The 22,222-nt window shown below is 35.3% G+C and carries 27 protein-coding genes and 1 tRNA gene; 9 read left to right on the top strand and 19 right to left on the bottom strand.

Annotated elements, in window-relative coordinates:
* Window positions 1-14: 14 nt before the first annotated feature.
* Window positions 15-152 (top strand): hypothetical protein, encoded by a 138-nt coding sequence (locus KNQ97_RS13735; RefSeq protein WP_001171614.1) that lies wholly within the window; start codon window positions 15-17, stop codon window positions 150-152.
* Between the two features lie 269 nt (window positions 153-421).
* Here KNQ97_RS13735 and KNQ97_RS13730 read toward each other — a convergent pair whose 3' ends face one another.
* The 4 genes from KNQ97_RS13730 to KNQ97_RS13715 form a co-directional block, all read right to left on the bottom strand.
* Window positions 422-1,039 (bottom strand): hypothetical protein, encoded by a 618-nt coding sequence (locus KNQ97_RS13730; protein WP_005129039.1) that lies wholly within the window; start codon window positions 1,037-1,039, stop codon window positions 422-424.
* Window positions 1,040-1,421: 382 nt separating this feature from the next.
* Window positions 1,422-2,015 (bottom strand): DUF4142 domain-containing protein, encoded by a 594-nt coding sequence (locus KNQ97_RS13725; protein WP_000644342.1) that lies wholly within the window; start codon window positions 2,013-2,015, stop codon window positions 1,422-1,424.
* Window positions 2,016-2,617: 602 nt separating this feature from the next.
* The gene (locus KNQ97_RS13720) at window positions 2,618-2,947 is read right to left on the bottom strand and encodes a hypothetical protein (protein WP_001210983.1); all 330 of its coding nucleotides are present in this window, start codon (window positions 2,945-2,947) and stop codon (window positions 2,618-2,620) included.
* A gap of 86 nt (window positions 2,948-3,033) precedes the next feature.
* Complete coding sequence (locus tag KNQ97_RS13715) at window positions 3,034-3,480, bottom strand: helix-turn-helix domain-containing protein (RefSeq protein WP_000024024.1); 447 nt, start codon at window positions 3,478-3,480, stop codon at window positions 3,034-3,036.
* 111 nt (window positions 3,481-3,591) lie between these two features.
* On the opposite strand from KNQ97_RS13715, the gene KNQ97_RS13710 reads away from it, so the two are divergent.
* A complete protein-coding gene (locus KNQ97_RS13710) occupies window positions 3,592-4,806 on the top strand; it encodes an MFS transporter (protein ID WP_253612363.1) in 1,215 nt (404 codons plus the stop codon).
* Here the strand turns inward: KNQ97_RS13710 and KNQ97_RS13705 are convergent.
* The 3 genes from KNQ97_RS13705 to KNQ97_RS13695 form a co-directional block, all read right to left on the bottom strand.
* Complete coding sequence (locus tag KNQ97_RS13705) at window positions 4,801-5,907, bottom strand: minor capsid protein (protein WP_253612362.1); 1,107 nt, start codon at window positions 5,905-5,907, stop codon at window positions 4,801-4,803. The genes KNQ97_RS13710 and KNQ97_RS13705 overlap by 6 nt on opposite strands.
* Window positions 5,908-6,004: 97 nt before the next feature.
* Complete coding sequence (locus KNQ97_RS13700) at window positions 6,005-6,349, bottom strand: hypothetical protein (protein WP_031960182.1); 345 nt, start codon at window positions 6,347-6,349, stop codon at window positions 6,005-6,007.
* A gap of 292 nt (window positions 6,350-6,641) precedes the next feature.
* Window positions 6,642-7,100 (bottom strand): hypothetical protein, encoded by a 459-nt coding sequence (locus tag KNQ97_RS13695; protein ID WP_253612361.1) that lies wholly within the window; start codon window positions 7,098-7,100, stop codon window positions 6,642-6,644.
* Between the two features lie 488 nt (window positions 7,101-7,588).
* On the opposite strand from KNQ97_RS13695, the gene KNQ97_RS13690 reads away from it, so the two are divergent.
* Window positions 7,589-7,708 carry a hypothetical protein gene (locus KNQ97_RS13690; RefSeq protein ID WP_001982898.1) on the top strand — a complete coding sequence of 40 codons (120 nt, stop codon included), beginning with the start codon at window positions 7,589-7,591 and terminating at the stop codon, window positions 7,706-7,708.
* A 156-nt stretch (window positions 7,709-7,864) separates the two neighbouring features.
* Here KNQ97_RS13690 and KNQ97_RS13685 read toward each other — a convergent pair whose 3' ends face one another.
* From KNQ97_RS13685 to KNQ97_RS13675, 3 genes are all read right to left on the bottom strand, one after another.
* Entirely contained in the window at window positions 7,865-8,680 is an 816-nt protein-coding gene (locus tag KNQ97_RS13685; protein ID WP_253612360.1) for a pyrroline-5-carboxylate reductase, read from the bottom strand.
* 279 nt (window positions 8,681-8,959) lie between these two features.
* Window positions 8,960-9,184, bottom strand: coding sequence for a hypothetical protein (locus tag KNQ97_RS13680; RefSeq protein WP_002048033.1), 225 nt, complete (start codon window positions 9,182-9,184; stop codon window positions 8,960-8,962).
* A gap of 203 nt (window positions 9,185-9,387) precedes the next feature.
* Window positions 9,388-9,603 (bottom strand): cold-shock protein, encoded by a 216-nt coding sequence (locus KNQ97_RS13675; protein ID WP_000072673.1) that lies wholly within the window; start codon window positions 9,601-9,603, stop codon window positions 9,388-9,390.
* 518 nt (window positions 9,604-10,121) lie between these two features.
* Between KNQ97_RS13675 and KNQ97_RS13670 the strand changes: the two genes are divergently transcribed.
* Window positions 10,122-10,739: a LysE family translocator gene (locus tag KNQ97_RS13670; protein ID WP_253612359.1), complete on the top strand. Its 618-nt coding sequence runs from the start codon at window positions 10,122-10,124 to the stop codon at window positions 10,737-10,739.
* Window positions 10,740-10,805: 66 nt separating this feature from the next.
* On the opposite strand, the gene KNQ97_RS13665 is transcribed toward KNQ97_RS13670, so the two are convergent.
* Together KNQ97_RS13665 and KNQ97_RS13660 are read right to left on the bottom strand one after the other, a co-directional pair.
* Window positions 10,806-11,351: a glycoside hydrolase family 108 protein gene (locus tag KNQ97_RS13665; RefSeq protein ID WP_001019685.1), complete on the bottom strand. Its 546-nt coding sequence runs from the start codon at window positions 11,349-11,351 to the stop codon at window positions 10,806-10,808.
* Window positions 11,352-11,388: 37 nt separating this feature from the next.
* Window positions 11,389-11,778 (bottom strand): hypothetical protein, encoded by a 390-nt coding sequence (locus KNQ97_RS13660; protein ID WP_000427184.1) that lies wholly within the window; start codon window positions 11,776-11,778, stop codon window positions 11,389-11,391.
* A 600-nt stretch (window positions 11,779-12,378) separates the two neighbouring features.
* Here KNQ97_RS13660 and KNQ97_RS13655 point away from each other — a divergent pair.
* Window positions 12,379-13,050 carry a LexA family transcriptional regulator gene (locus KNQ97_RS13655; RefSeq protein ID WP_001185369.1) on the top strand — a complete coding sequence of 224 codons (672 nt, stop codon included), beginning with the start codon at window positions 12,379-12,381 and terminating at the stop codon, window positions 13,048-13,050.
* 151 nt (window positions 13,051-13,201) lie between these two features.
* Here KNQ97_RS13655 and KNQ97_RS13650 read toward each other — a convergent pair whose 3' ends face one another.
* Window positions 13,202-13,435, bottom strand: coding sequence for a transposase (locus KNQ97_RS13650; RefSeq protein WP_000636785.1), 234 nt, complete (start codon window positions 13,433-13,435; stop codon window positions 13,202-13,204).
* 173 nt (window positions 13,436-13,608) lie between these two features.
* Window positions 13,609-13,685: transfer RNA gene (locus KNQ97_RS13645), tRNA-Met, on the bottom strand.
* Between the two features lie 256 nt (window positions 13,686-13,941).
* On the opposite strand from KNQ97_RS13645, the gene xseA reads away from it, so the two are divergent.
* Window positions 13,942-15,204, top strand: coding sequence for an exodeoxyribonuclease VII large subunit (xseA, locus tag KNQ97_RS13640; RefSeq protein WP_001283231.1), 1,263 nt, complete (start codon window positions 13,942-13,944; stop codon window positions 15,202-15,204).
* The gene (xseB, locus tag KNQ97_RS13635) at window positions 15,197-15,391 is read left to right on the top strand and encodes an exodeoxyribonuclease VII small subunit (protein ID WP_000998196.1); all 195 of its coding nucleotides are present in this window, start codon (window positions 15,197-15,199) and stop codon (window positions 15,389-15,391) included. Before xseA ends, xseB begins: the two co-directional genes overlap by 8 nt.
* A gap of 225 nt (window positions 15,392-15,616) precedes the next feature.
* Here xseB and KNQ97_RS13630 read toward each other — a convergent pair whose 3' ends face one another.
* The gene (locus tag KNQ97_RS13630; protein WP_000825869.1) at window positions 15,617-15,841 is read right to left on the bottom strand and encodes a hypothetical protein; all 225 of its coding nucleotides are present in this window, start codon (window positions 15,839-15,841) and stop codon (window positions 15,617-15,619) included.
* A 50-nt stretch (window positions 15,842-15,891) separates the two neighbouring features.
* Complete coding sequence (locus KNQ97_RS13625) at window positions 15,892-16,485, bottom strand: LysE family translocator (RefSeq protein WP_000253369.1); 594 nt, start codon at window positions 16,483-16,485, stop codon at window positions 15,892-15,894.
* A 441-nt stretch (window positions 16,486-16,926) separates the two neighbouring features.
* Here KNQ97_RS13625 and KNQ97_RS13620 point away from each other — a divergent pair, with 441 nt between their 5' ends.
* Both KNQ97_RS13620 and KNQ97_RS13615 read left to right on the top strand, forming a co-directional pair.
* Complete coding sequence (locus KNQ97_RS13620; RefSeq protein ID WP_000980496.1) at window positions 16,927-17,256, top strand: hypothetical protein; 330 nt, start codon at window positions 16,927-16,929, stop codon at window positions 17,254-17,256.
* A 479-nt stretch (window positions 17,257-17,735) separates the two neighbouring features.
* A complete protein-coding gene (locus KNQ97_RS13615; protein WP_005132734.1) occupies window positions 17,736-18,092 on the top strand; it encodes a four-helix bundle copper-binding protein in 357 nt (118 codons plus the stop codon).
* 594 nt (window positions 18,093-18,686) lie between these two features.
* On the opposite strand, the gene KNQ97_RS13610 is transcribed toward KNQ97_RS13615, so the two are convergent.
* The 3 genes from KNQ97_RS13610 to KNQ97_RS13600 form a co-directional block, all read right to left on the bottom strand.
* Window positions 18,687-19,094: a GFA family protein gene (locus KNQ97_RS13610; protein ID WP_253612358.1), complete on the bottom strand. Its 408-nt coding sequence runs from the start codon at window positions 19,092-19,094 to the stop codon at window positions 18,687-18,689.
* A 27-nt stretch (window positions 19,095-19,121) separates the two neighbouring features.
* A complete protein-coding gene (cueR, locus tag KNQ97_RS13605) occupies window positions 19,122-19,523 on the bottom strand; it encodes a Cu(I)-responsive transcriptional regulator (RefSeq protein WP_001020650.1) in 402 nt (133 codons plus the stop codon).
* Window positions 19,524-19,598: 75 nt separating this feature from the next.
* On the bottom strand, window positions 19,599-22,070 hold the full coding sequence (locus KNQ97_RS13600; RefSeq protein ID WP_253612357.1) for a heavy metal translocating P-type ATPase: 2,472 nt from the start codon (window positions 22,068-22,070) through the stop codon (window positions 19,599-19,601).
* Between the last annotated feature and the right edge of the window lie 152 nt (window positions 22,071-22,222).

The following is a 22,222-nucleotide window of genomic DNA, read 5'->3' as shown; positions in this document are numbered from 1 at the left end:
TTTGGAGTGTTATTATGCAAAAGCCGGTTAAGCGCGGAGACGCGTGGCGCATCACTGTCCGTTATTTAGGTAAACATTATACAGCTACTCGAGATACTGCGAGTGAGTGTGAACAATGGGCCGCTAAAAAATTATTAGAATTACAATCTTAACAGGCTAATCCTGAGTCTGAAAAATCCATATCCCCTTCTATGCCCTTTTTGAACAGTACTATCAAGAAGAAGGCAGAAAAATGAAGAGTGCCCGCTTAATTGTTCAAATACTTAAATGCCTAAAGAAAAAAGAATAATGAAAATATAATTAATATTTTATGATTAAACCCATCATTAAGTTTTTATTGATATTGAAATTAAAAATTAGCTTAAAAGTATATTATCGCAAAGTCTCCCCCATTGAGGAGACTTTCTAAGTATTAAATGACTTAAGGATGAATTTTTTTCAATCCATCTTCTACAGCAAATTTAGCTTCCTCCCACTGCAAACGTGAACTGCCTTTAACTTGTTCCCATTTAGTTTTCAATTTAGATTCAACCTCGGAAAAATTAATTTCTGCATTATTAGGTACACGATTTTCATAACCTAAACGATAAGCCGCCCGATAATCACGATCATATTCTAGATTCTTGTCTTCAGTATAATATGGCATTTTTTTATAGTTTTCTCGCCAATAATTATCTTCTTCTTGCCAGTAATTACTATCATCTTTTTGATTATTTGTTTGAGCTATATCATTACCTGCTATTGCCCCTACCACACCACCAATAATCCCCCCAACAACAGCACCTGGAGGGCCACCAACAACACCAAATGCAGCACCTACCGCCGCTCCTCCCAAGGTTCCTGCACCTGTAGCAACCAAATTCTCTCCCCCTTCATTCATATCGGTATTAGTCGGTGGAGAGTTTAAATCTGGACGAGCATTATCAATTGTGGATGAAATGTCTTGTAATGGTTTGCTATTTGATACATTACCATTAGAAGATGGCTCTTTTTGAGTCGTATGATTACCATCTAAATTTGATTGTTTTATATTTACCATTTTCTTACTCCCTATATTTTAAAATCTAGTGTCTTTCAAAAGAGCTAGAATATTAAAAGAACTTTTGAAATATGCTTGACAATTATTATTATAATTCACCTTTAGGTTAGTTATGTTTTATAAATACCCCTATTAAGTAAGGAGATGTTATTAATTAAAGAAATTATTTCTCATCAATAAAAATTCTTATTCAAATAGACATCACAATTATATCATCCTTTACCCCATAATTATTATATTTCGCTAGATTAAACATTACCCATAACATTCTAGTTTTACACTGTCCTGCAGGAAATTATGATTTTATGTATATGCAATTTAAAAAAGCCTAGTTAATTAATACTAGGCTTTTTAAATGTATTTTTAAAAGAAAATAATTATATTATTTCATATTTTTAAATATATCTTCAGCTGCTTTTAGGTGTTTCGCAACAGCATCACGTGTTTGTACGAGCATATTTTTTAATTCAGAACTTTTCGTGTTTGGTATTAACTGCTTATCAATTATCGTCAAAACTTTACGGTGAACTTTAACTTGACTCATCATATAATTTTTATCAGTATCTGATGTTATTTGATTAAGCTTACTAACAATTTTATCACTATCATTTTGCAATGATTTACTAAGATTACTGGTTTGTGAAATCAACTGTAACCGACTTGCCAACGCTTGTGCATTTTTTTCATTGGCAGAATGTTCTTTAATCATCATTTCAGCATATTTCTTAGCTTCATCCATTTTTAGTTTTGGCAATGCAGTTTTTGCCTGCTTAATTTCACCATTATTAGCTGTACTTAATATCTTGAAAATTTGACTATCAGTCAAATTTTCATGGTTTTCATTTAATATTTTAGAGTGATTCTTCCCATCATTTATAGTTTGTTGATTCGCTGCCATAATCTCAAATGCACTGAAGCTTAAAACACCACTAATTGCGATACAGCTAATAATTTTCTTCGTTAAAATAGCTTTCATACCAATATCCTTTAACTTAATTCATGAGTATTTCTACTTATAGATGATATAAATTTAATAATGAATCATGCCTCTGTATCCAATCTTATTAATGTAAATATAAAATATATATAATTTTAAAAAACATTAACTTAAAAACAATTTTTATTTTTTATTTTTACGAAAATAACAATAAAGCTCGTTATATTAACTTATAGATACTAAAGCTAAAATTAAATATATTTAAAGAAAATTTAAACCAATTTAACTTATTCACCCATCTATAAAAAAGCGTTCTTCTAAAGACTTTAATTCACACACTGCACACAAACAGTGACATGCACTTTTGTAGATATCGTATGAGCTGTGCAACCTGAAAGTAGAATACACAGCGAAATCAGAGCCTTCATAGTGAAACGCGGTTAGCAATCCAGCCATAAAGGAATTGTTCCTGCGTGGGATTTCACTCACAAATTTCGATGTAACGTTGGCCTTGCATGATATTAAGAACCCGAACTAATACCTTCTCCCCTTCTTTACCGCGCTTAGCCAGTGTTAGCGAAGAGGTAAGTAAGAAATAAAGTTCTATCTTCCAACCTAAGCTAGCCATTTCCCCCTAACACTCACATATTTTTAGCTAATTCTTTTGCCAAACATTGTTCATGCCAAGTGGTTTGAAAATTCTCGACAGCTTTTGACTTAATGAGAGGGTCTTCAAATAGCTTTGAAGAATATGCAGATTTGATAAGCTCTTGATAAAGTTGTTTGGCTTGTTGCTCTTCAAGATGATTGGCGATGTCATGTAACTCTTTAGCTGGCACTTCATGTTGTCTAGCATCCATCACGCCACTCGCTGCTTTTTTCACAGTTTCACAGTAATGAAGTTCCATCGCTTCCGATGCTGCATAACATTGAATTGAAATTGCGCTTATAAAGAGGAATATAAATCTCATAATCTCACCTTAATTTGACGCGCAAGGTTAGCAACTAATCTCCCAAAATTTAAGTTAAAAAAGGTTAATTTTTCTATTCTCTTATTTTATTTCACCTTTTGCACTTGAGTATCAGAGGCTTTTAGCACTTTTCCATCTGCTGTGACTGGTGCCATAAATGGAATTTGCTGACCTGTATTTTTATCAATTAACAGAGAATGGCGCTCACCACTTTCGAATAAGTTGTGTTCTCCCCATTGACGTAGAGCAACAATCACAGGAAATAAACTCTCCCCTTTAGGGGTTAGCACATATTCCTGATAAGCCGTACCATCTGAAGCATCTTGCATTTCAAGAACACCAACATCCACCAACTTTTTCAGCCTGTCAGAAAGAATATTTCGTGCAACGCCTAAGCTCCGCTGGAAATCTCCAAAACGGCGCATTCCGTCAAATGCATCGCGCACAATAAGCAGTGACCAGCGATCTCCTATGAGATTGACGCAGCGTGCAACAGGACAAGGTTCTTCTTTCATCAATGTAGAGTTAGCCATTGAGTTTCCTTACCAATAATCAGTAACAAGATATCTAGTTGCATTTTAAAACCAGTCGATCTAACATTCAACTAGTTGCATTTTAAAACTAGATTGGATGGATTTAGAATAATGAAAGCTTCTCTTGTATCTTCAACGTCTCCGGTAAACAACAATAAAACGCATTCGAACCTACCTCGTAGCGTAGTTTTACTATTTGCTATAGCAAGTGGTGCAAGCGTAGCAAATGTCTATTATGCACAGCCTTTGCTCGACGTCTTAGCGAGTGACTTTAATGTTAGTCATGCCGCCATTGGTGGTGTGGTTACAGCCACTCAAATAGGTTGTGCACTTGCCCTCGTGTTTTTAGTGCCGTTGGGTGATCTTATAAATCGGCGTCAGTTAATGGCTATACAGTTACTGGCTTTAATATCTGCATTGCTAATGGTTGCCTTTGCCCACTCTACAATTGTTCTTTTGACAGGAATGCTTGCGGTGGGTCTACTCGGCACAGCCATGACACAAGGACTTATTGCCTATGCTGCAAGTGCTGCGGCCCCACATGAGCAAGGGCATGTGGTTGGTACTGCACAGAGTGGTGTGTTCATTGGGTTACTGCTTGCCCGTGTATTTTCAGGAGGAATTAGTGATGTGGCGGGTTGGCGCGGCGTGTACTTTTGCGCAGCTATCATTATGCTCATGATTGCCTTACCACTTTGGAGGCGACTTCCTCATTTAAATGTTCAGCCTATTACCATGCGCTACCCGCAACTTCTATCTTCTATGTTAAAGCTACTGCGCCAAGAAAAAGTCCTACAGGTGCGCGGCGTATTAGCTTTACTCATGTTCGCGGCATTTAATATTTTCTGGAGCGCATTGGTACTACCGTTAAGTGCACCACCCTATAACTTTTCACATACTGTAATTGGGTCTTTTGGACTGTTCGGTGTAATCGGTGCTCTAGCCGCCACTCGTGCTGGCCAATGGGCCGACCGCGGATATGCTCAGCGCACAAGCTTGGCAGCACTGTTAATATTGCTGCTCGCATGGTGGCCGCTTTCACTCATGGCCTACTCACTTTGGGCGCTGGTGATTGGCATAGTATTGCTCGACTTAGGTGGACAAGCCCTGCATGTGACCAACCAGAGTATGATTTTTCGTACTCGCCCAGAAGCGCATAGTCGGCTTGTGGGTCTATACATGCTCTTTTATGCAATAGGTAGTGGACTGGGTGCAATCAGCACAACAGCGACTTATGCTTATGCAGGATGGCTCGGTGTATGTAGTCTAGGCGCATGTGTGAGTTTATTGGCATTATTATTTTGGTGGAGAACAATGAAGCTATAACCCAAGTATTTTAAAAGTTCGTTCATCTAATTCTCTCAATTCATCCAAAGTATAGAGCCGCCCCTTTGGATCAAAAAATTTATCAAAATCAAATTGCCCTTCTTTATATAACTTATAACGTTTAGGGCCTAACCATTCTTTTTGGAAAAAATTATCGGTCAGATTAAAAAATTCTTTGAAGGAAATATTTGCATCTATTTGACCCATTAACTGAGTCCGCTCATCTTTAGGAATATCTCGTACTTTCCTCTCATCCATAACGAAAGATCGGTTCCCAATAAGCCTTCCATCCTTACTTACAGGGACCAGAATACTTCGGCAGTTCGGATGCAAAGGTGGCACTCTTTTCGCCGGGTCATTCAGTTTCCAAATAGAACCGTCAACGGCTGCACAGATTTTAGAAGTCCTGCCATCTAAAACGCTCACGAACCTTACATACTCAAAATTAAAATTTTTGAAATTATATAAATAGACCTGATTTGATATATGACTACGTAGCGTTCTAATAATTCTTTCAATATCGATTCTGGTACTGTTGAGCAATCCATCTTCGTACTTAAGGCGTTTTGTACCTGTAATACGTTTGATGATTTGCTGAGGCGTCATCCTGGTATTCATGCCATCCCGAATAGCATATTCAATGCGTTGAAGGGCATTTTCACCAATTTGAGCTAAGGATTCATCAACCAAGGTACCTCCAGCCAAAGGCACTCGTTTTATTGACTGATAAAGCTGCTCTCCCTCTAAATCTTTAATAACCTTACCAAATAGTTTGGCCATATAGTTTGACTCATATATAGCCAAAGCAATTGCCGAGTGAGTAAAAATTTCCGGTAAAACAGTGCTAATTGAATTAAACCAGTTCGAAATAACAAGTTGAATGTTTTTTAGATGCTGAGTTGTATACTCTCCACCAGCAAGAGCAAACCTCTCAGTTTCATTCAGCTCTTTCATTAAATTGCTTAACCGATCAAGCATATCCATCGTTTCACTATTAAAAAACTTATAAAGTTCATTTACCGATCGCGATGATGCTCGGTAGAGATAAGCTTGATGCTGGGTAAAAACATCAAAAAGTGATTTTTCAGTAATATTCTTCATGTAAGTTACCTCTACAAAGGTGCACTTTATTTTTCTTTTTATATCGCTGTTCTATAAAATTTATTAATAGTTTTGAGTAGTTAAAAAGTTTATAAAGCTAATTAAAATAGTACTTTTGTTTTACGAACTTTTTTTGCACACTAATATTTCTAATAAAATTAGTGAGCCATAAAATAAATTCATCTCTATACTCAAAACGAGGAAGTAGACTTAAGTCAACTTTTATCTCTCTTTCAGAAAGAGGCTTAGTCAAACATTCTTCAAAATCAATTTTGGTATATTTTAACTTTAAATCATTTTGTTCGGCTTCTTTTCTAATTTCTGCCATCACTCTATTGAGATTGGTTATAGGGTTATCCGTAATCTGGTACTTTTCATACATATTTTCGTATACATTTTCGGCAATATCTAAATATTTAATGAGTTCAGCATTCTCATTCATCTCTTCATCATCCTATTTTTTTGGAAATTATGTACCAGTAAATGTTTCTATACGTAATTTAAGATTATTTTTATGTGAAAAATATTTTAATAAAAATAACAATATAATCTCCAACTTATTATTTTTTATGTCATTATTAATTCTTTATAAAACATTTCCATATTTACTGACATTTTTGATAAGTTTTATATGCTGATCATTTAAACTTGTTAAATAAAAAAACCGCCTCAGAAGGCGGTAGCTGAATATTATCAGCCAGATATAGAAGTAAGGTGGACAAATACTTCTATATTTAAGAGGATATTTTATTATTTTTAATGAAATCCTCAGATTTAAAATAGTTAACAATCATCTCAGCATTTTCTTCTTTGCTTGGTTCTGCAGCCACAGGAATTTCAGCTTGATCAATTTTAAAGCCTTTTGGAATATAGTTTGAAATTGGAGGAAGCTTCTCTTTCCCTCCAATCGTCATTCGCTCAATAAAGCCTGCAAGCCACAAAATGAATTCATCTTCATTTTTAAACTTGGGCATAAGACTTAAATCAATATGCACTGATTTTTCTTTATTAAATTGATTTAAGCATTCTTCAAAATTTATAAAATTGTACTTAAGTTTGAACTCAGTACCTTTAATTGCTTTGCGAATCAAGCTAATTAAACAGTTTAAATTTTGAATCGTATCTTCAGTAAATAAATTATCTTTTTTAATTTCCTTATATACTTTATCTGCTATAGCTAAATACTTTGGCATTTCTTCCTCCTCAATATTCTTATAAACAATTGAAAATAAAAAAAATTCATCTTCTGATTATGATGAATTAATTGTAATTGAGTGAAAACAAATTAGATTTCAATGTAAAGATTACCGATATTATGTAAAATCGCACCATAACGGACCCCAAAAAAATTAAGATTGTGTTAACTGATCCGCATTTTTATTTAATAATTTTAACTAATTAGAAATGTTTTCTTTCAATTGTAAATGATTATTTTTCACACAACATGAGTAATAAATTATCATTAAAAAACAATGTAGAAATAATTTTTATAAGTACCTTTCATGCTTCTAGATTCACCATACTTTAGTCTTTTTTCAGTCATAAATTTGAAGAAAAACTTAATTAAAGATGAGGTTATAACACCTACCCATCTGTTATATTTTTTTGAAAAAATTCTGTATCTATGATTACACCTTGCCTTTCTTCATGATAGTAAGTATCTAGACACGAGGTAGCTAACATGAGTTTTTTAAGAAAGAAAAATAAAGCTAGTTTTGTACTATTTATTATTACCCTCTATTCAATGCTAGGGTTTGGCTTAGGTTTTATTATTTGGGAGTATTTCCTACAAATTCCATAACTTAAGCTAATAATTGATTTTTAAAGTAGACGTTTTGATGGTTCTTTGAAAGATAATGTTTGCTTTACCTTTATACGGCTAAACTAGGTTGGTTAAAAAAGTACCTTCCAAATATAAGGTGTTAATATTTGGAAGGTACTTTGCAATCAGCTAAAGCTAGTGTCTCGTAATTTCTGCACTAATTTCTAAGCTTATTTCTTTACTACGATGGTAAGCTGCTTTTAAAGCCAGCCGAATATCATCAGAGAGGTTGCCTAATTCAAACATTCGTAATGCAGACTCTGTAATGCCATTCGCTAATGTGACCTTGCCACATAACTCACTAGGCTGAACATTACTTTTACGAACCATTTCTACAGCGCCTGATGCAGCTTGAAGTATTAGATCTAAAGCAAATTGCTTATCTAACCCCATAGAAACACCTGTTTTCACCATACTGTCCAGAATATAGAAGAAGTAAGCTGGCCCTGAACCGGATAAAGCAATAATCGCGTCACTTTGGGATTCTGAATTTGCCCAATAGGTTCGCCCTGTTGCTGAGTAAATTGTTTCTATCACTTCTTTATCTAGAGGCTCTAAATAGTCTGAACCAATTAACACATGGGTACCTGTATAAGTTAATACAGGGGGATTAGAAATGACTCTTATAATTTTTTTTGAACCCGTAATGCTCGTTAATTGTTGAATATTAACTCCGGCCATCATCGACACAATAGTTTTATCAGCTAACCATTTTTTTAATGGCGCTAGTATGGCCTTTAAGTCTTTCGGGTCTAGTAATAGAACAACTATATCTGCCTTTTTCACCTCATGTTGCTTTTGCTTTAGAATGATTTGATTTTCAAATTTGACTTCCTCTATTAGATTAATTTTTTCTCTTTGAAAGCCTTTTAAAACTAAACCTCCAATTAAAGCTAAAGACAAATTGCTGCTACCCATGAAGCAAATATTAGGCTGTACTATATTCAACATTTAGAATTATTTCCTTCCTTTAGATATACTACAAAAAGAAATATTATTTATGACTTAAGTCATGACCGTTAAGACAAGAAAAATTTAATAAATTTTCATGAATGTTAAGTTTAATTTTACAACGATTTTATATTATGAGCTAAGATTACTCTTTACTTATGGCTTTATAAGTAACAAATTAATCTAAATTGTTAAAAATATGTAATTAAAAATAATTTTTAGCTTATCTCATTGAAGAAATAAGCTTATCCAGACTTAAAGTATTTAATTAAAATTTACTTAATAAAAACTTTGTTCTTTTTTAAAGAAACTTTCAGCTATTCTGGAGGCTTCTTGAAAATTGATTTCATTACACACCCAAAATGATAAAAGCTTTCCATCCAATTGGAAATATTGCTTGTGATACTCCGTTACATCATCTGAATGAGGATTTCCTATAGAGAAATAATTTTCATTATTCTTTCTTACTTTACCGTTTAAAATACCGCCAATACAAATATCCATTTTTATACCAGTTATAAAGTCAACTTATACAACACAATTCTAATTTCTATATTATATAAAACAAATAATCAACTTATTTAATTATTCATATAAAAAACCCACAAAGGAAGAAGTGGGTTTTTTAACTATCTTGATGATTAGAGCCGTTTAATTAAGCAAATCACTACAGATCAAATCGTCTAAAATCATCAAATTACTTTAGTTTAAGCATTCGTCACAATTGTGATATTCGAAGCTTGTGGGCCTTTTTTACCCTGTGTTACAGTAAACTGAACACGCTGACCTTCTAAAAGAACTTTAAAGCCTTGTGTTTGAATCTCAGAAAAATGTGCAAAAACATCTTTACCTTCATCAGTTTGAATAAAACCGAAACCTTTAGTTTCATTAAACCATTTTACTGTACCAGTAGTATTAGACATAAATTAATCCTAACTTTTAAAAACATTATCATTTATTATTGGGCAAACCAATAGAACTAAAAAATACACATTCTACTTAAATATCTAAAAATATACGGAGGATTATAAATAAAACTGCGAAAAGAGAGACTTTGGGTAACATGAATATTTTTGTAGTTAGTGTCGACTATACACGCTTCTTAACGAATTGCAATCGATATCTTAATTAATTCATTTCTTATTGAATACAAAGGTATCAAATTTTAACTTTCTATCTGATTTTCAATGATATTTAAATATAATTTTCTAGCACTGTATCTATATATTAATTAAACATATTTAATGCTTTTTAAAGCATTGGATTTTTAATTTTCAAATAATTTAGAGTTTAAAAAATAAGATTGTGTAGGAACTTTCAAATATTATCCTATTAATTTACCTTTTTATAAGTTATACATACTTGTCTGTATACACTATTCCTATTCTGCTTTAAAGTAGGCATGCAATTAACATATTGATGATAAACAGGAAGTATCAACGTGAGTGGTCTTTTAGTTTTTATAACCATTGCTTTTCTTACTTTATCAAGCCCAGGCCCAAGCGTTTTATTTACAGTAACAAATTCAATAAATTATGGTGTGAGGACAGCTTTATTTGGCATTAGTGGTTTAATTATTGGTATGTTTATTATCGCTGTGATTTCTGCAAGCGGTGTCGGGCTTATTATTACTAGCAACCCTACTATCTTCACTGCTTTAAAATTTATTGGGGCCTTTTACTTAATGTACTTAGGTTATAAAAATTTTATTAAAAAATCCCCAACTCAAGACTTATTAGAAACTGAACATAATGAAAAAGAGATAAAGAAATCAAAGCTTTTCTATCAAGGGTTGTTTGCCTCACTACTTAATCCAAAGACAATTGTCTTTTTTATTGCCATTTTCCCACAGTTTATTGATATTAAAAAAGAAATATTAAATCAGTTTTTGGTTTTATCTTTAACATTCTGCTTGATCGGATTTTTAATTCATTTAGTTTATGCCAACTTTTCCTCAATATTCAAAGAGAAGATGCTTGCCGGAAATAATTTTTCTAAGCTCAATAAAGTCAGTGGTTGTATATTTTTTCTTTTAGCAGTTTTACTTATTACTCAATAAAACTATTTTATGAAAGTGAACCAACTTGTAAGGCTATAACTCAATAGCTTTAGCAAGTTGGCTTTTTTATAAGCTGATACGATTAGCAAGCCATCCATAAAAGAATTGCTCATGCTTCGGATTTGTTTCCGTAATTTCAATATAGCGTTGGCCTTGCATAATATTAAGAAGCCGTACCAGCACTTTTTCACCTTCCTTACCACGGTTTTTAATATATTTTATTAAAGCCTGCAAAGTGGCTGGCCCATATTCACCATCTACCTTAAGGTCTACCCAGCCTTCTTTGCCCTGCCTATTCAATAAATTTAATGCACGTTGTAAAAGTGGTTTTGTGAAACTAATGCCACAATTCACACCCGTGTCGAATAACTCTTCAGCAATAAGTGCGCTGATCAAATTAACTTGATCAAATCGCGGCTCAAGCCAATATTGATTCCTATAAATTTCTCTGGCTGTCTCTAACGTTAAATTCTCCATTGCACCTTGATAACCATAACTACGAGCAACGGCTTGTGTAATTCCAAATTTAGTCGCATGCCCATGATCAAGTGGATCATTTACATAGCCACCTTCGCGTTTTATTAGTGCATCTAAATATTGTTCAATATTCATAAGAGTTGTCCTCATCTTTATTAGGGCCAAACAGCTATTAGCTTTGGATATCATCTTTCGCTTTTTTTAGATCTTTCATGACTTCAACAATGGTTTTTCCTTCTTGTTTATTAATGAAATTAAATATCCACCTCACAATTGCCCAACCAGGTAAGCCACAAATAAAGAAGAATCCACCTAAAGTGATCATTCCCCATATATCTGTCACCCACTCATGTAAATTCCATTTCATGATAATGAATGAGCCACCAGTCAAGCTTGAAACAACCGTACAAATCAAACCAACGACCCATTCTTGAGGTGAACGTGGAAAGCGCATAATTAAAACTACTGCAACAACTAAGCTCACTGCTAAAACCACCATCATGACGGTGCCATAAAGGTTAAAAGCGGCAGCTAGCCCATTTGAAGTTAAAAAATTTTCCATAATTTAATCCTGCCTAAAGCGTAATTTTTTGAAAAATAATCATGGCTACTGCTTTGTTATTTTTCATATTTTTATATCTAACTCTGCTATGTACACAGATTTAATCTAGTCGCTCTTGTTCTTTTTAAACCGCTATGAATGACATAAGCCTCAGTAAAACTGCACCGCTAGATAACCTCTCTTTTTTGACCATAAAGTTGAGATAACACGTTGCCGTATATCGGAAACTTTTGTGACGCATTAAATTCTTTGTTAGATTCTTCATGTTCTTGATACCCTTTATCGACGAACATTAAGCCTGATCCACGGAATCGGGCTTTTTTTATTCCATTTCTTGTTTTTAATAGTCTGTATAAACCACTCATCGACTATCGCCATTTTTATATTCTGTCGTCCAGTGAGGCAGAATAATCATTACTTTCTTAATAAGGTATTGATAAAATTAAGAAATCAATTTCAAATAAAATATTATTTTCGTTCTATCAATATGTCCTTATAACTGATATTATAACTATAGTTATCATTAGTCAATAACTATAGTTGTTTTACTAAATATAACTTAAGTTATATATTTGTTATAAGTTAGCTGGTGCGATCATTATGGCTCTTAAAGACCGTTTAAAAGATTCAAGGATTAAAGCTAAAAAAACACAGGCAGAGGTTGCTGAAGCAGTAAAAATGTCTCAGCCTGCTTATCAAGCTTTAGAATCGGGGAAGAATTTAAAATCTGCTTTTCTTCCACTCATTGCACAGTTTTTAGGTGTAGATGCTTATTGGCTTACTACAGGAAACTCAGAAGACTCTTTTAGAGAAAGTGATGTATTTAGTCCTACTGTCGTGAATAACGATGCAGCAGACCAATATGTCTGGATCGAAGTAGTTGAAGCGAGTTTTTCTTGTGGTACAGGCGAATCAATTGAATTTCATTTTGATGCAATTAACGGAAAAATTCCTTTCCCCGCTTCATTCTTTAAAGAAAAACGTGTTGCTCAGGAATGCATGCGTATTATCAAAGCTAAGGGCGATAGTATGACCGATTACATCAAAGATGGTGATCTGGTCGGTATTGATATTTCTCAAACAGAAGTAATTGATGGTGAAATCTATGCCGTTTATTTTGCTGGTGAAGGCATGATTAAACAAATTTTTAAAGAGGCAGATGGCTCTTTAATTTTGCATAGTTTAAATGAAAAATTTAGAGACCGACGTGTCACTGAAGAGAACGGTAAAAACTTTAAGGTCATGGGGCGTCAGTTCTGGAGAGCAGGCTAATTTAGTTATTAAATATAGCTAAAATAATAATAAGACCTTTTTAATCACTTTCGTCTTTTTATAACTTTAATTATTTAGCTTTCTTCTCGATATAAAAAAACCTATCTCCTTTAAAAGGGATAGGTTTTTTTGCTTTATTACCATGATTTTATCAACAATATGTATTTAAACGATAAAGTTGATTAAACCCAGCATAGAAGCTTTTTCCATCTTGGTTTAACTCAATTTCTTCACCAGTTTGAAGCTGAATTTTCTTTCCAACCTCAACCCAACGATAACCATCAAGCGAGTTTTGCTTACGGACGTGAGGAACAATCCTCACATTAATTTCATTGCCATTTACGGCTGTGGCGATTTGCCACTCATTTACTATATTCACAATCATTCACTCATCACTGAGCTCATGTGATTTAACGGTATTTAATTAGAACGCTAGATTTAAGGTATGGACAATTCGTCTAGAATTTAATATTTAGCTTGATATAGGGTTATTTATAAGCTAATTGCTTTCCATGATTTCGTATCATGAAAAGTAGTACATCACAGAGCATAATATTTTGGATGCGGGGGTCGGATTTGAACCAACGACCTTCGGGTTATGAGCCCGACGAGCTACCAGACTGCTCCACCCCGCAATTGGAAGTAAGCTTTATACGCTTATATATTTTATAAAGCAAACTTTATTTTTTAATCGGTTGTAATTATTAAGAATTATCTTTTTATTAATTTTTCTTTTTATCCGTTCAAATTAAATAAGCCCCCTCAATTTCAATTTTATCACTCTAAATTGTTGTATTTATTTTAAACAGAACCCGTTATTCCATAGACAACAATTGCCATGCTTGGGTAGCTTTTATACTATCTAGTCTCAACCCATCATTTATAGTTTATATGTCTGATCCTCAGCTCTCTCTTAGTGAATATCTCGGTACAGTGCAAGAAGTCATACGCCTGACTTTTGACGAGCCTGTATGGGTGAGAGCGGAAATTCGTAATTTAAATGTTAAAGGTGGACATTATTATTTAGAGCTTGCAGAAAAAGATGCTGACACCGACAAGGTCATTGCAAGCTGTAAAGCAACCATCTGGAAATTTTCAGCCAGTAAAATTGTTCTAAAGTTTGAACGTGAAACAGGTATTGAGTTAGCTAGTGATTTAAACGTTTTAATCAAAATTAGAGCGCGTTTCGATCCACAATATGGATTTTCAGTCAATATTGAAGAAATAGACTCAAGTTTTACACTTGGAGAAATTGCAAAACGTTATCAACAAATTGTTGAACGTTTAACTCAAGAAGGGTTAATACATAAGAATAAACTTCTCCCTACTCCTTTTGATATTCAAAATGTATTAGTTATTGCTCCTCAAAATGCTGCGGGTTTAGGTGACTTTAAAAAGGATGCGGATGCTCTTGAGCGAAATGGGGTTTGTCATTTTGTTTATCAAAGTGCGACCTTTCAGGGAAATACGGCTGCCGTCAGTCTTATGGAGTCGTTGGCAACAGGTTTAAAACAATGGGCAAATAATTTTAACTTTCCACCCGACCTGATTGTAATTATTCGCGGGGGTGGCGCTGTAAATGACTTAGCTTACTTAAATGATTATGAGCTCGCCGCCCTCCTCTGTAAACGCAGCGTGCCGATTTGGGTCGGTATTGGACATGAAAAAGATCGTACTATCCTTGACGAGATTGCACACCGTTCGTTTGACACTCCAAGTAAAGTGATTGCGGGTATTCGCAACCATATTGTTGAACGTGTACAAGAAGCTGTAGACAACCTACAAACAATCAAACTCTTGTCACAACATCAAATTACGACCTACCAAAGTAAGAGTGATCAATATCTACAACATATTAAATCCTCTGCCCAAGCTCAGCTTAATTCAGCTCACCAGTTCCTTGAGCAGATAAAGGAACGCATTCAATTTGTTTCACAGCAACAAGTTAAATTTTCTCTATCGCAAACTGAATCTCTTATGCGAGAAATTCTTTTGCAAAACCCGAAACAGATTCAAGCAAAAGGTTATGCAATTGTAAGATCAGAAGGCAAAGCAATTCGTTCCATTCACCAAATCACTAGCTCTACCATTACTGTTGATATGCAAGATGGAGCAATTAACGCTAATATTACCGAGGTAATTCCAAATGAATGATAAAGAACTGACTTTTAAAGAAGGTCATGACATTTTAAAGCGAAATGCCGAATTACTTGAATCTCAGGAAAGCCCGGATATTGATAATTTGATGAAGATTGTTGAAGAATCCATTGGTGCTTATAAAGCTTGCAAATCTCGCATTGAAGCAGTCCAGCAAGCTTTAGATGAAACTTTTAAAGAATAAATTTCCATAAAAAAAGCCCATTTCTACTTCTCATTGAAGAAATGGGCTTAGTGAACACCACTTAGTCCTGAAATACAAAAATGTGGATTAGGTCACATTTTTGCAAAAACATAGTCCCATAAGGACCCCTTGGTGTTCAAGATTTTAATTGTGTCTATACGTTAGTTTGCTTTTATTTTAAGCAACACTAAAAACAGATGAAAAAATCGATTTTCCTTCGCCCCTCTATAATTCATCTTCATTAAACGGGCCAACTAATTTATAAATTTTTCCATCTTTTGGGTTTTCATAGAGTAAATCCATATTCGGTAGAATAATATCGTCATCAATTTCGATATGCTCTACACTTTTATACAGCTCTAATTTCTGATCATTCGCAGGCCTAACCTTTGCTAAAGCAATACTTTCTTGGTCAAACTGATCTTTAATAACAACTTTTAATCTCTTCATGAAAAAACTCCTGTATACTAAATTTTTTAATATAAATTAATTTGTTAGGTCTAAAATGAGCTAATCGCTGAATAGCCGATTGGCATGGCAAAAAAAGTTAAAATAAATGCAGCAATACGTTGTAAGTTACGTTGATTTAACCAAGTGACTTTATTTGAGATTAATACTGTACCAAACATAATCCATAAAAAAGCAATTGGGGTAATTAAAGCTAAAAAGACAACAATGTGAATAAAATATAAATGAGGAACTTCCCACGCTGCATGTGGAAAAATCGCTGAAGCAAAAAGTAAAGCTTTCGGATTTAAAAGTGTCGCAAGAAATAAAGCTTTTGGTGTAATAAGGGGTCGGTCTAACTTAATATCTTCAGACGATGTCATCCAGAGTTTAAAAGCAAGATAGAGTATAAAGCCCGCACTCATCAGCTTTAATATGGCTGGAAGCCATGGAATGAAATGAGACACCGATTCAAGTAAAACACCCCATGAGGTAATTGCGATCAGGTAACCTATGACCTCTGCCGGAATCAACTTAAGAGAATGCTTTACCCCTGCTTGTATGCCAGCCGAGGCTAATAATGTATTTGTTGGTCCTGGAGTCAACAAAATAGTGACTACAAGTCCAATAAATAAAAATGACACCATAGGCAAAAAACTCTATTGATTACGCTAGGCGAAATATGTCAAAAACAATCCTGTATTGTCGACAAAATCGTTGTAACAAGAAATATTACAAATATTTTTTATTTTTTAAAATCAAATCATTAACAAAAAATGAACTCAAGCTTCACTATAAATTATTCAATTTTAAATTTGCAAAATACGTCACATAAATTTAAAAAAAACCAAATTTAAGTTAAAAATAGACTTAATTTATCTATAAAAATGAAGTGGTTATTTTTGTATCTTTTTTAGACAAATTCTTACGTTTTTCATCCCACAAAAAAGAAAAATTACAAAGCTTGAAATTATCAAATTGATCAATATATATACACATGAAAATCGTGATTTTACTGAATAGATGTATCGTTCCCATCAATTCATTGATCGCCGCTTTCATCGAATTAAATAGTTGATGGAGGATGCATGATGAATGCTTATGTACGCCCTCATCCCGATGGTTTTAAATCTTATTTAGGAAAGGATCAGAAAACCGGCCTCTATACAGTACGGGTTGGTTGGACAGTATATGAAACCAATGCCAATGTTTCAGTTTTGTATATTGTTAAAGAGGAAAGTAAGATTCCACTGGATGTAGAAAAGTTTAAAACTGACCGACCTAAAATCTATGATGCGCTTTTAAATGAAGTGCAATTTCAACGCAGAAAACAATTGGCTATTGATCTTCAAAAGTCCAATATTCCCTCTTATGATCGTAAAGCCTACAAAAAGCGCCGCGGCTTTACAGGCTCTTAATTCAATTTACCTATAGTCAAGTCATACAGAAAAAGCACCCGTGGGTGCTTTTTCTTTATCGACCAGTTGCAATTAATACAAACAAGCTCAGTATTAAAGTGCTTAATGATCGTTTGCAGTGTACGTGGACTTCATGCTCAGCTCCGTGAGCGTACTGTTCTATGTTTTCCATTACGTGTGCCCTTAAAGTTCACACTAATAATTTGCCTAATTTTCATACATTAAAAAATTAGCCAAAAGTATTATATCCAAACAAATTTTATTTTTTGTTTTTAGGTATCTCTTCTTAAGGTTTTACTGTCTTTTTAGAATTTAGCTAACAAAGTACCTGTAACATTCTTATACGAGGTTAATCTCGTATTGAGCATTTGTAGATCTTTCATTTCAAAGTGCCCGATAGGAAAAATGATTTTATAAAATGAAAAAAGATAACAATATTCGGTTTTTTAATAATAGCCTTTCAAAAGGAGAATATTAAAATGAATAGCTCACAAGAACCAAATCAATCTCTGTTTAATCAAGCATCTACCTCTATTCAAGCCTGCATTGAATGTATGTTTGCTTGTAAGTATTGTGCCTCTGCATGCCTACAAGAAGAGCATGTGCATATGATGCGTGAGTGTATCAAACACTGCTTAACCTGTGTAGAAACCTGTCAGTTATGCACATCTTTAGAACTAAGACATTCCGAGCTTGCTGAACAAGCCATGCAGCTATGTGCTAATGCATGTCAACTATGTGCAGCTGAGTGTAGTAAACACGAACATGAGCATTGTCAGGTTTGTGCAAAAGCATGTTTAGCGTGTGCTCAAGCTTGTCAGGCATATCGTGCTTAATTTTTAGACGTGTTTAGAAACCTACGGCCTATTACGTTCGTAGGTTTTTAAACTTTATAGAACAAAGAATTAAATTTTTAGATCAGATGAGTCATTACTTTTTTTAGGCATAAAAAAAAACCCGCATCTTGGGGAAAATGCAGGCTCTTAGATCTCCCACAACGACCATGAGTTCATTATTAAGCTTGAACTTTAAACCGTTAACTAAATGTACCCTTAATAAAAATAAATTGCAATACAGAATAGTCTGTATATTTGAAATATTTTATTATTTTTACATTACTTTTTCTTAAATAGTTTAAAAACATAAGCTATCCCACACTTAGAAATAACTTTTCATAGGCATTAAAAAAGCCCGTTTCACGGGCTTTTCTGCAACGTTGAGCACTCAAAAAATGTGTCTATCCATTTTTATTTGCTCTTTGCTAGCTGTTTATAAGGTCTTATCGTATCTTTTGCCCTGTCCCAAGTTTTCCCTGTGGATCGAGGAGATATTACGATTACCTTAAGTACATTTATAGCACATTATTTATTCATGGCTAGTGCTGTTCACGTTTTTTTACAAATGAATAAAATACTTCAAACCTTCATATTTCAAGGGTTTTCGATGCCATTTGGGTACTGGCGAGCCGTATCACAAATTGGATACCACTTCACTTGTGAATTGACAAATGCATGAGAGATGACTGGCGTCGATATTTCTTCATTAATGAGCCCTACCCTTAAACGCACCACATCAGGTTTATCTAAACGTTCACTCCAGACAGGTGAACCGCAGATTTTACAGAACACTCTCTTTTTATTAGGCGATGCAAAATACGCTTGCAAAAGATTTTCACCCTGTACAATCTCTAAATCGCTTTTTTGTACTTGAGTGATGGCCGCAAAGGCAGCCCCTTGTGCTTTTTGGCATTGCTTACAATGACAGACCATGATGGGTTCTAATTCGGCATTAATACGAAGTTGAATCCCATTACAAAGACAAGAAGCTGTATAAGCCATGATTTTTCCTTTTTATTTTTATAAGGTTTAACTTACGCCTACACCTTTTTCAATGTGGTCTAAAATCGCACACGAAGCCTGTTGGTCACCACAGCAATCATCAGCTGAAGCCTGCAAAATATTAACCATTTCCTGTAAATGAGCAATTTTTTGCTTTAATTCGGCAATGTGTTTTACGGTTAAAGCTTTCACCTCTGCACTATGCCGATCGGTATTTTTCCAAAGCGAAATAAGCTCTTTCATCTGTTCGGATGAAAAACCTAATTCTCTGGCATGTTTTAAAAAGTTTAAAGTTTTAAGGTCTGTTTCTGAATAAATACGATAGCCAGAAGCAGAACGCTGAGCTGCTTCAAGTAAACCGATTTCTTCATAGTAGCGAATCATTTTCGCTGAAATGCCCGAATGTTTGGATGCCTGACCGATATTCATCTCACACCTCAAATATTAAATTTGGTTTAAGACCTGCTGTCATGATCTTAAACCAAAAGTTGATTTTCAGCACGCTTACTGTACTGGCGCATGAAAACGTTTTAAGCGTAACGCATTGCCTAAAACAAAGACCGAAGAAAGTGCCATCGCACCTGCTGCAAACATCGGTGAAAGTAATACACCAAATGCTGGATATAAGGCACCTGCTGCAATTGGAATAAGTGCAACGTTATATACAAATGCCCAGAACAGGTTTTGGCGTATGTTTCGCATAGTTGCTTTACTTAGCGCAATTGCGTTCGGTACGCCTTTTAAACTACCTGACATCAGCACCACATCGGCAGCTTCAATAGCAACATCTGTTCCTGTACCAATGGCTAAGCCCACGTCCGCTTGTGCCAAGGCTGGTGCGTCGTTAATACCATCACCAACAAAAGCTAAGCGACCATACTGTTTTTGCAATTGGCGAACTGTGTCCACTTTGCCTTCGGGTAAAACCTCTGCCACAACTTCATCAATGTTCAGCTTTTTGGCAATCGCTTGCGCCGTATGACGGTTGTCTCCTGTAATCATGGCAACCTTTAACCCAAGCTGATGTAAGGCCTCAATCGCAGCATAGGTTGTTTCTTTAATTGGGTCTGCCACGGCAATAATTGCTGCAAGTTGCTGGTCAATGGCAACATAGAGTGGTGTTTTGCCTTCTTCACCTAATTGAGCAGCAGTCGCTTGGAATGAGTTGGTGTCTAAACCAAGTTGGTGCATATAACGGTCTGCGCCAATTTGTACTTTTTGACCAGAAACTTCCGCCTCAATACCTGATCCTGTAATCGAGTTAAATGCTGTTACTGGTAATAAGTTTAGGCCTTCGCTTTCTGCTGCTTGAACAATCGCAAGGGCAATTGGGTGTTCAGATTTGGCTTCAACAGAGGCAACTAAAGTCAGCACTTGGTTACGTTCAAAGCCAGATTGCACATTAAAGTCTGTCAGTGTCGGTTTGCCTTCGGTGAGCGTTCCTGTTTTATCAACGGCAACCACTTGCGCTTCTTGTAAAAGCTGCAAAGCTTCACCTTTACGGAACAAGACACCTAGCTCAGCACCACGTCCAGTACCGACCATAATAGAAGTTGGTGTTGCAAGCCCCATCGCACAAGGACACGCAATAATCAGTACCGCAACAGCATTCACCAAGCCAAAAGTCAGCGCAGGCTCTGGCCCAAAAATAAACCAAACCAAGAAAGTAATTGCAGCAATTAGCATGACAGCCGGTACAAACCACATGGTGACTTTATCAACTAAGCCCTGAATCGGAAGTTTAGAACCTTGGGCCTGCTCAACCATGCGAATAATTTGTGAAAGTACAGACGAAGAACCAACGGCGGTTGCCCGAATGTTTAGAGTACCGTTTTGATTAACTGTACCCCCAACTACTTGTTGCCCTATTATTTTTTCAACAGGAACAGGCTCACCCGTAATCATAGATTCATCAATATAGCTGTGCCCTTCAACTACCTCACCATCGACTGGCACACGCTCACCCGGACGGATTTCTACAATAGTTCCACTGACCACTTCGGCAACTGCAACTTCCACTATTTGTCCACCACGTTGAATACGGGCTGTTTTTGGCTGCATTCCCACCAAATGTTGAATCGCTTGCGAGGTTCGTCCTTTAGCTTTGGCTTCAAAATATCGCCCGAGCAAAATTAAACTGACAATAACGGCAGCCGCTTCAAAGTAAACATTGACCGTGCCTTGTGGTAACACATGCGGCATAAAGGTTGCTACGACCGAGAAACTGTAGGCAGCCAAAGTTCCAACAGCCACTAGCGAGCTCATATCTGGTGCTAAACGCCATAAAGCTGGAATCCCTTTTTGGTAAAAACGACGACCAGGAAAAATGAGAACTAATGTGGTCAAAACAAACTGTAAAAGCCAGCTATTGTATTGACCAATGGTGTGCATGACCCACATGTGAAAAGCTGGAATGAGATGTGAACCCATTTCCAAAATAAACACAGGTAAGGCCAATACAATCGAAATGATCAAATCTTTTTTAAGCTGATCTAACTCTGAAGCTTTTTTATCGAGTTGTTCATCTTGATTTTTTTCAGATGCTTTCGCGTCGTAACCTGCTTTTTTAACAGCGCGAATTAGGTCTTCAACATTGACTGAATTATCTGCCTGCACCCAAGCTTGCTCTGTTGCTAAGTTGACGGTTGCCTCTTGAACACCGTCTACTTTTTTTAGGGCTTTTTCTACACGTGCAACACAAGATGCACAGGTCATGCCCTCAATAGACAACTCCACTGGCGCAGCTTTTGGAACATCATAACCCGCACGTTCAACTGCTTTAACCAGTGCATCACGCTGAATCGGTTGACTTGAATAAACAACAGCTTTTTCTGTTGCCAAATTAACATTGGCAATCTCAATATTTTCAACTTTCTTAAGTGCTTTTTCGACACGTCCAACACAAGAGGCACAAGTCATGCCCTCAATTGAGAGTGTTTCACTATATGCTGGCAATTTTGTGGTTTTTGAGTCCATCAAACACCTCTGCAAATCTGCAAAATTTAATATTCTGTATTGAGCATACAGATTCCCATCATGGGAAGGTCAAGCATATTTTTTTAAAAATTTGGTCTTGACCTTACAATCATGACAAGGTTTAGACTCAGTATTATCCAAACAAACATCTC

The sequence above is a fragment of the Acinetobacter sp. UC24323 genome, assembly GCF_024151445.1.
GTDB classification, from domain to species: Bacteria; Pseudomonadota; Gammaproteobacteria; order Pseudomonadales; family Moraxellaceae; genus Acinetobacter; species Acinetobacter baumannii.
This window is presented reverse-complemented; position numbering and strand designations above follow the sequence as displayed.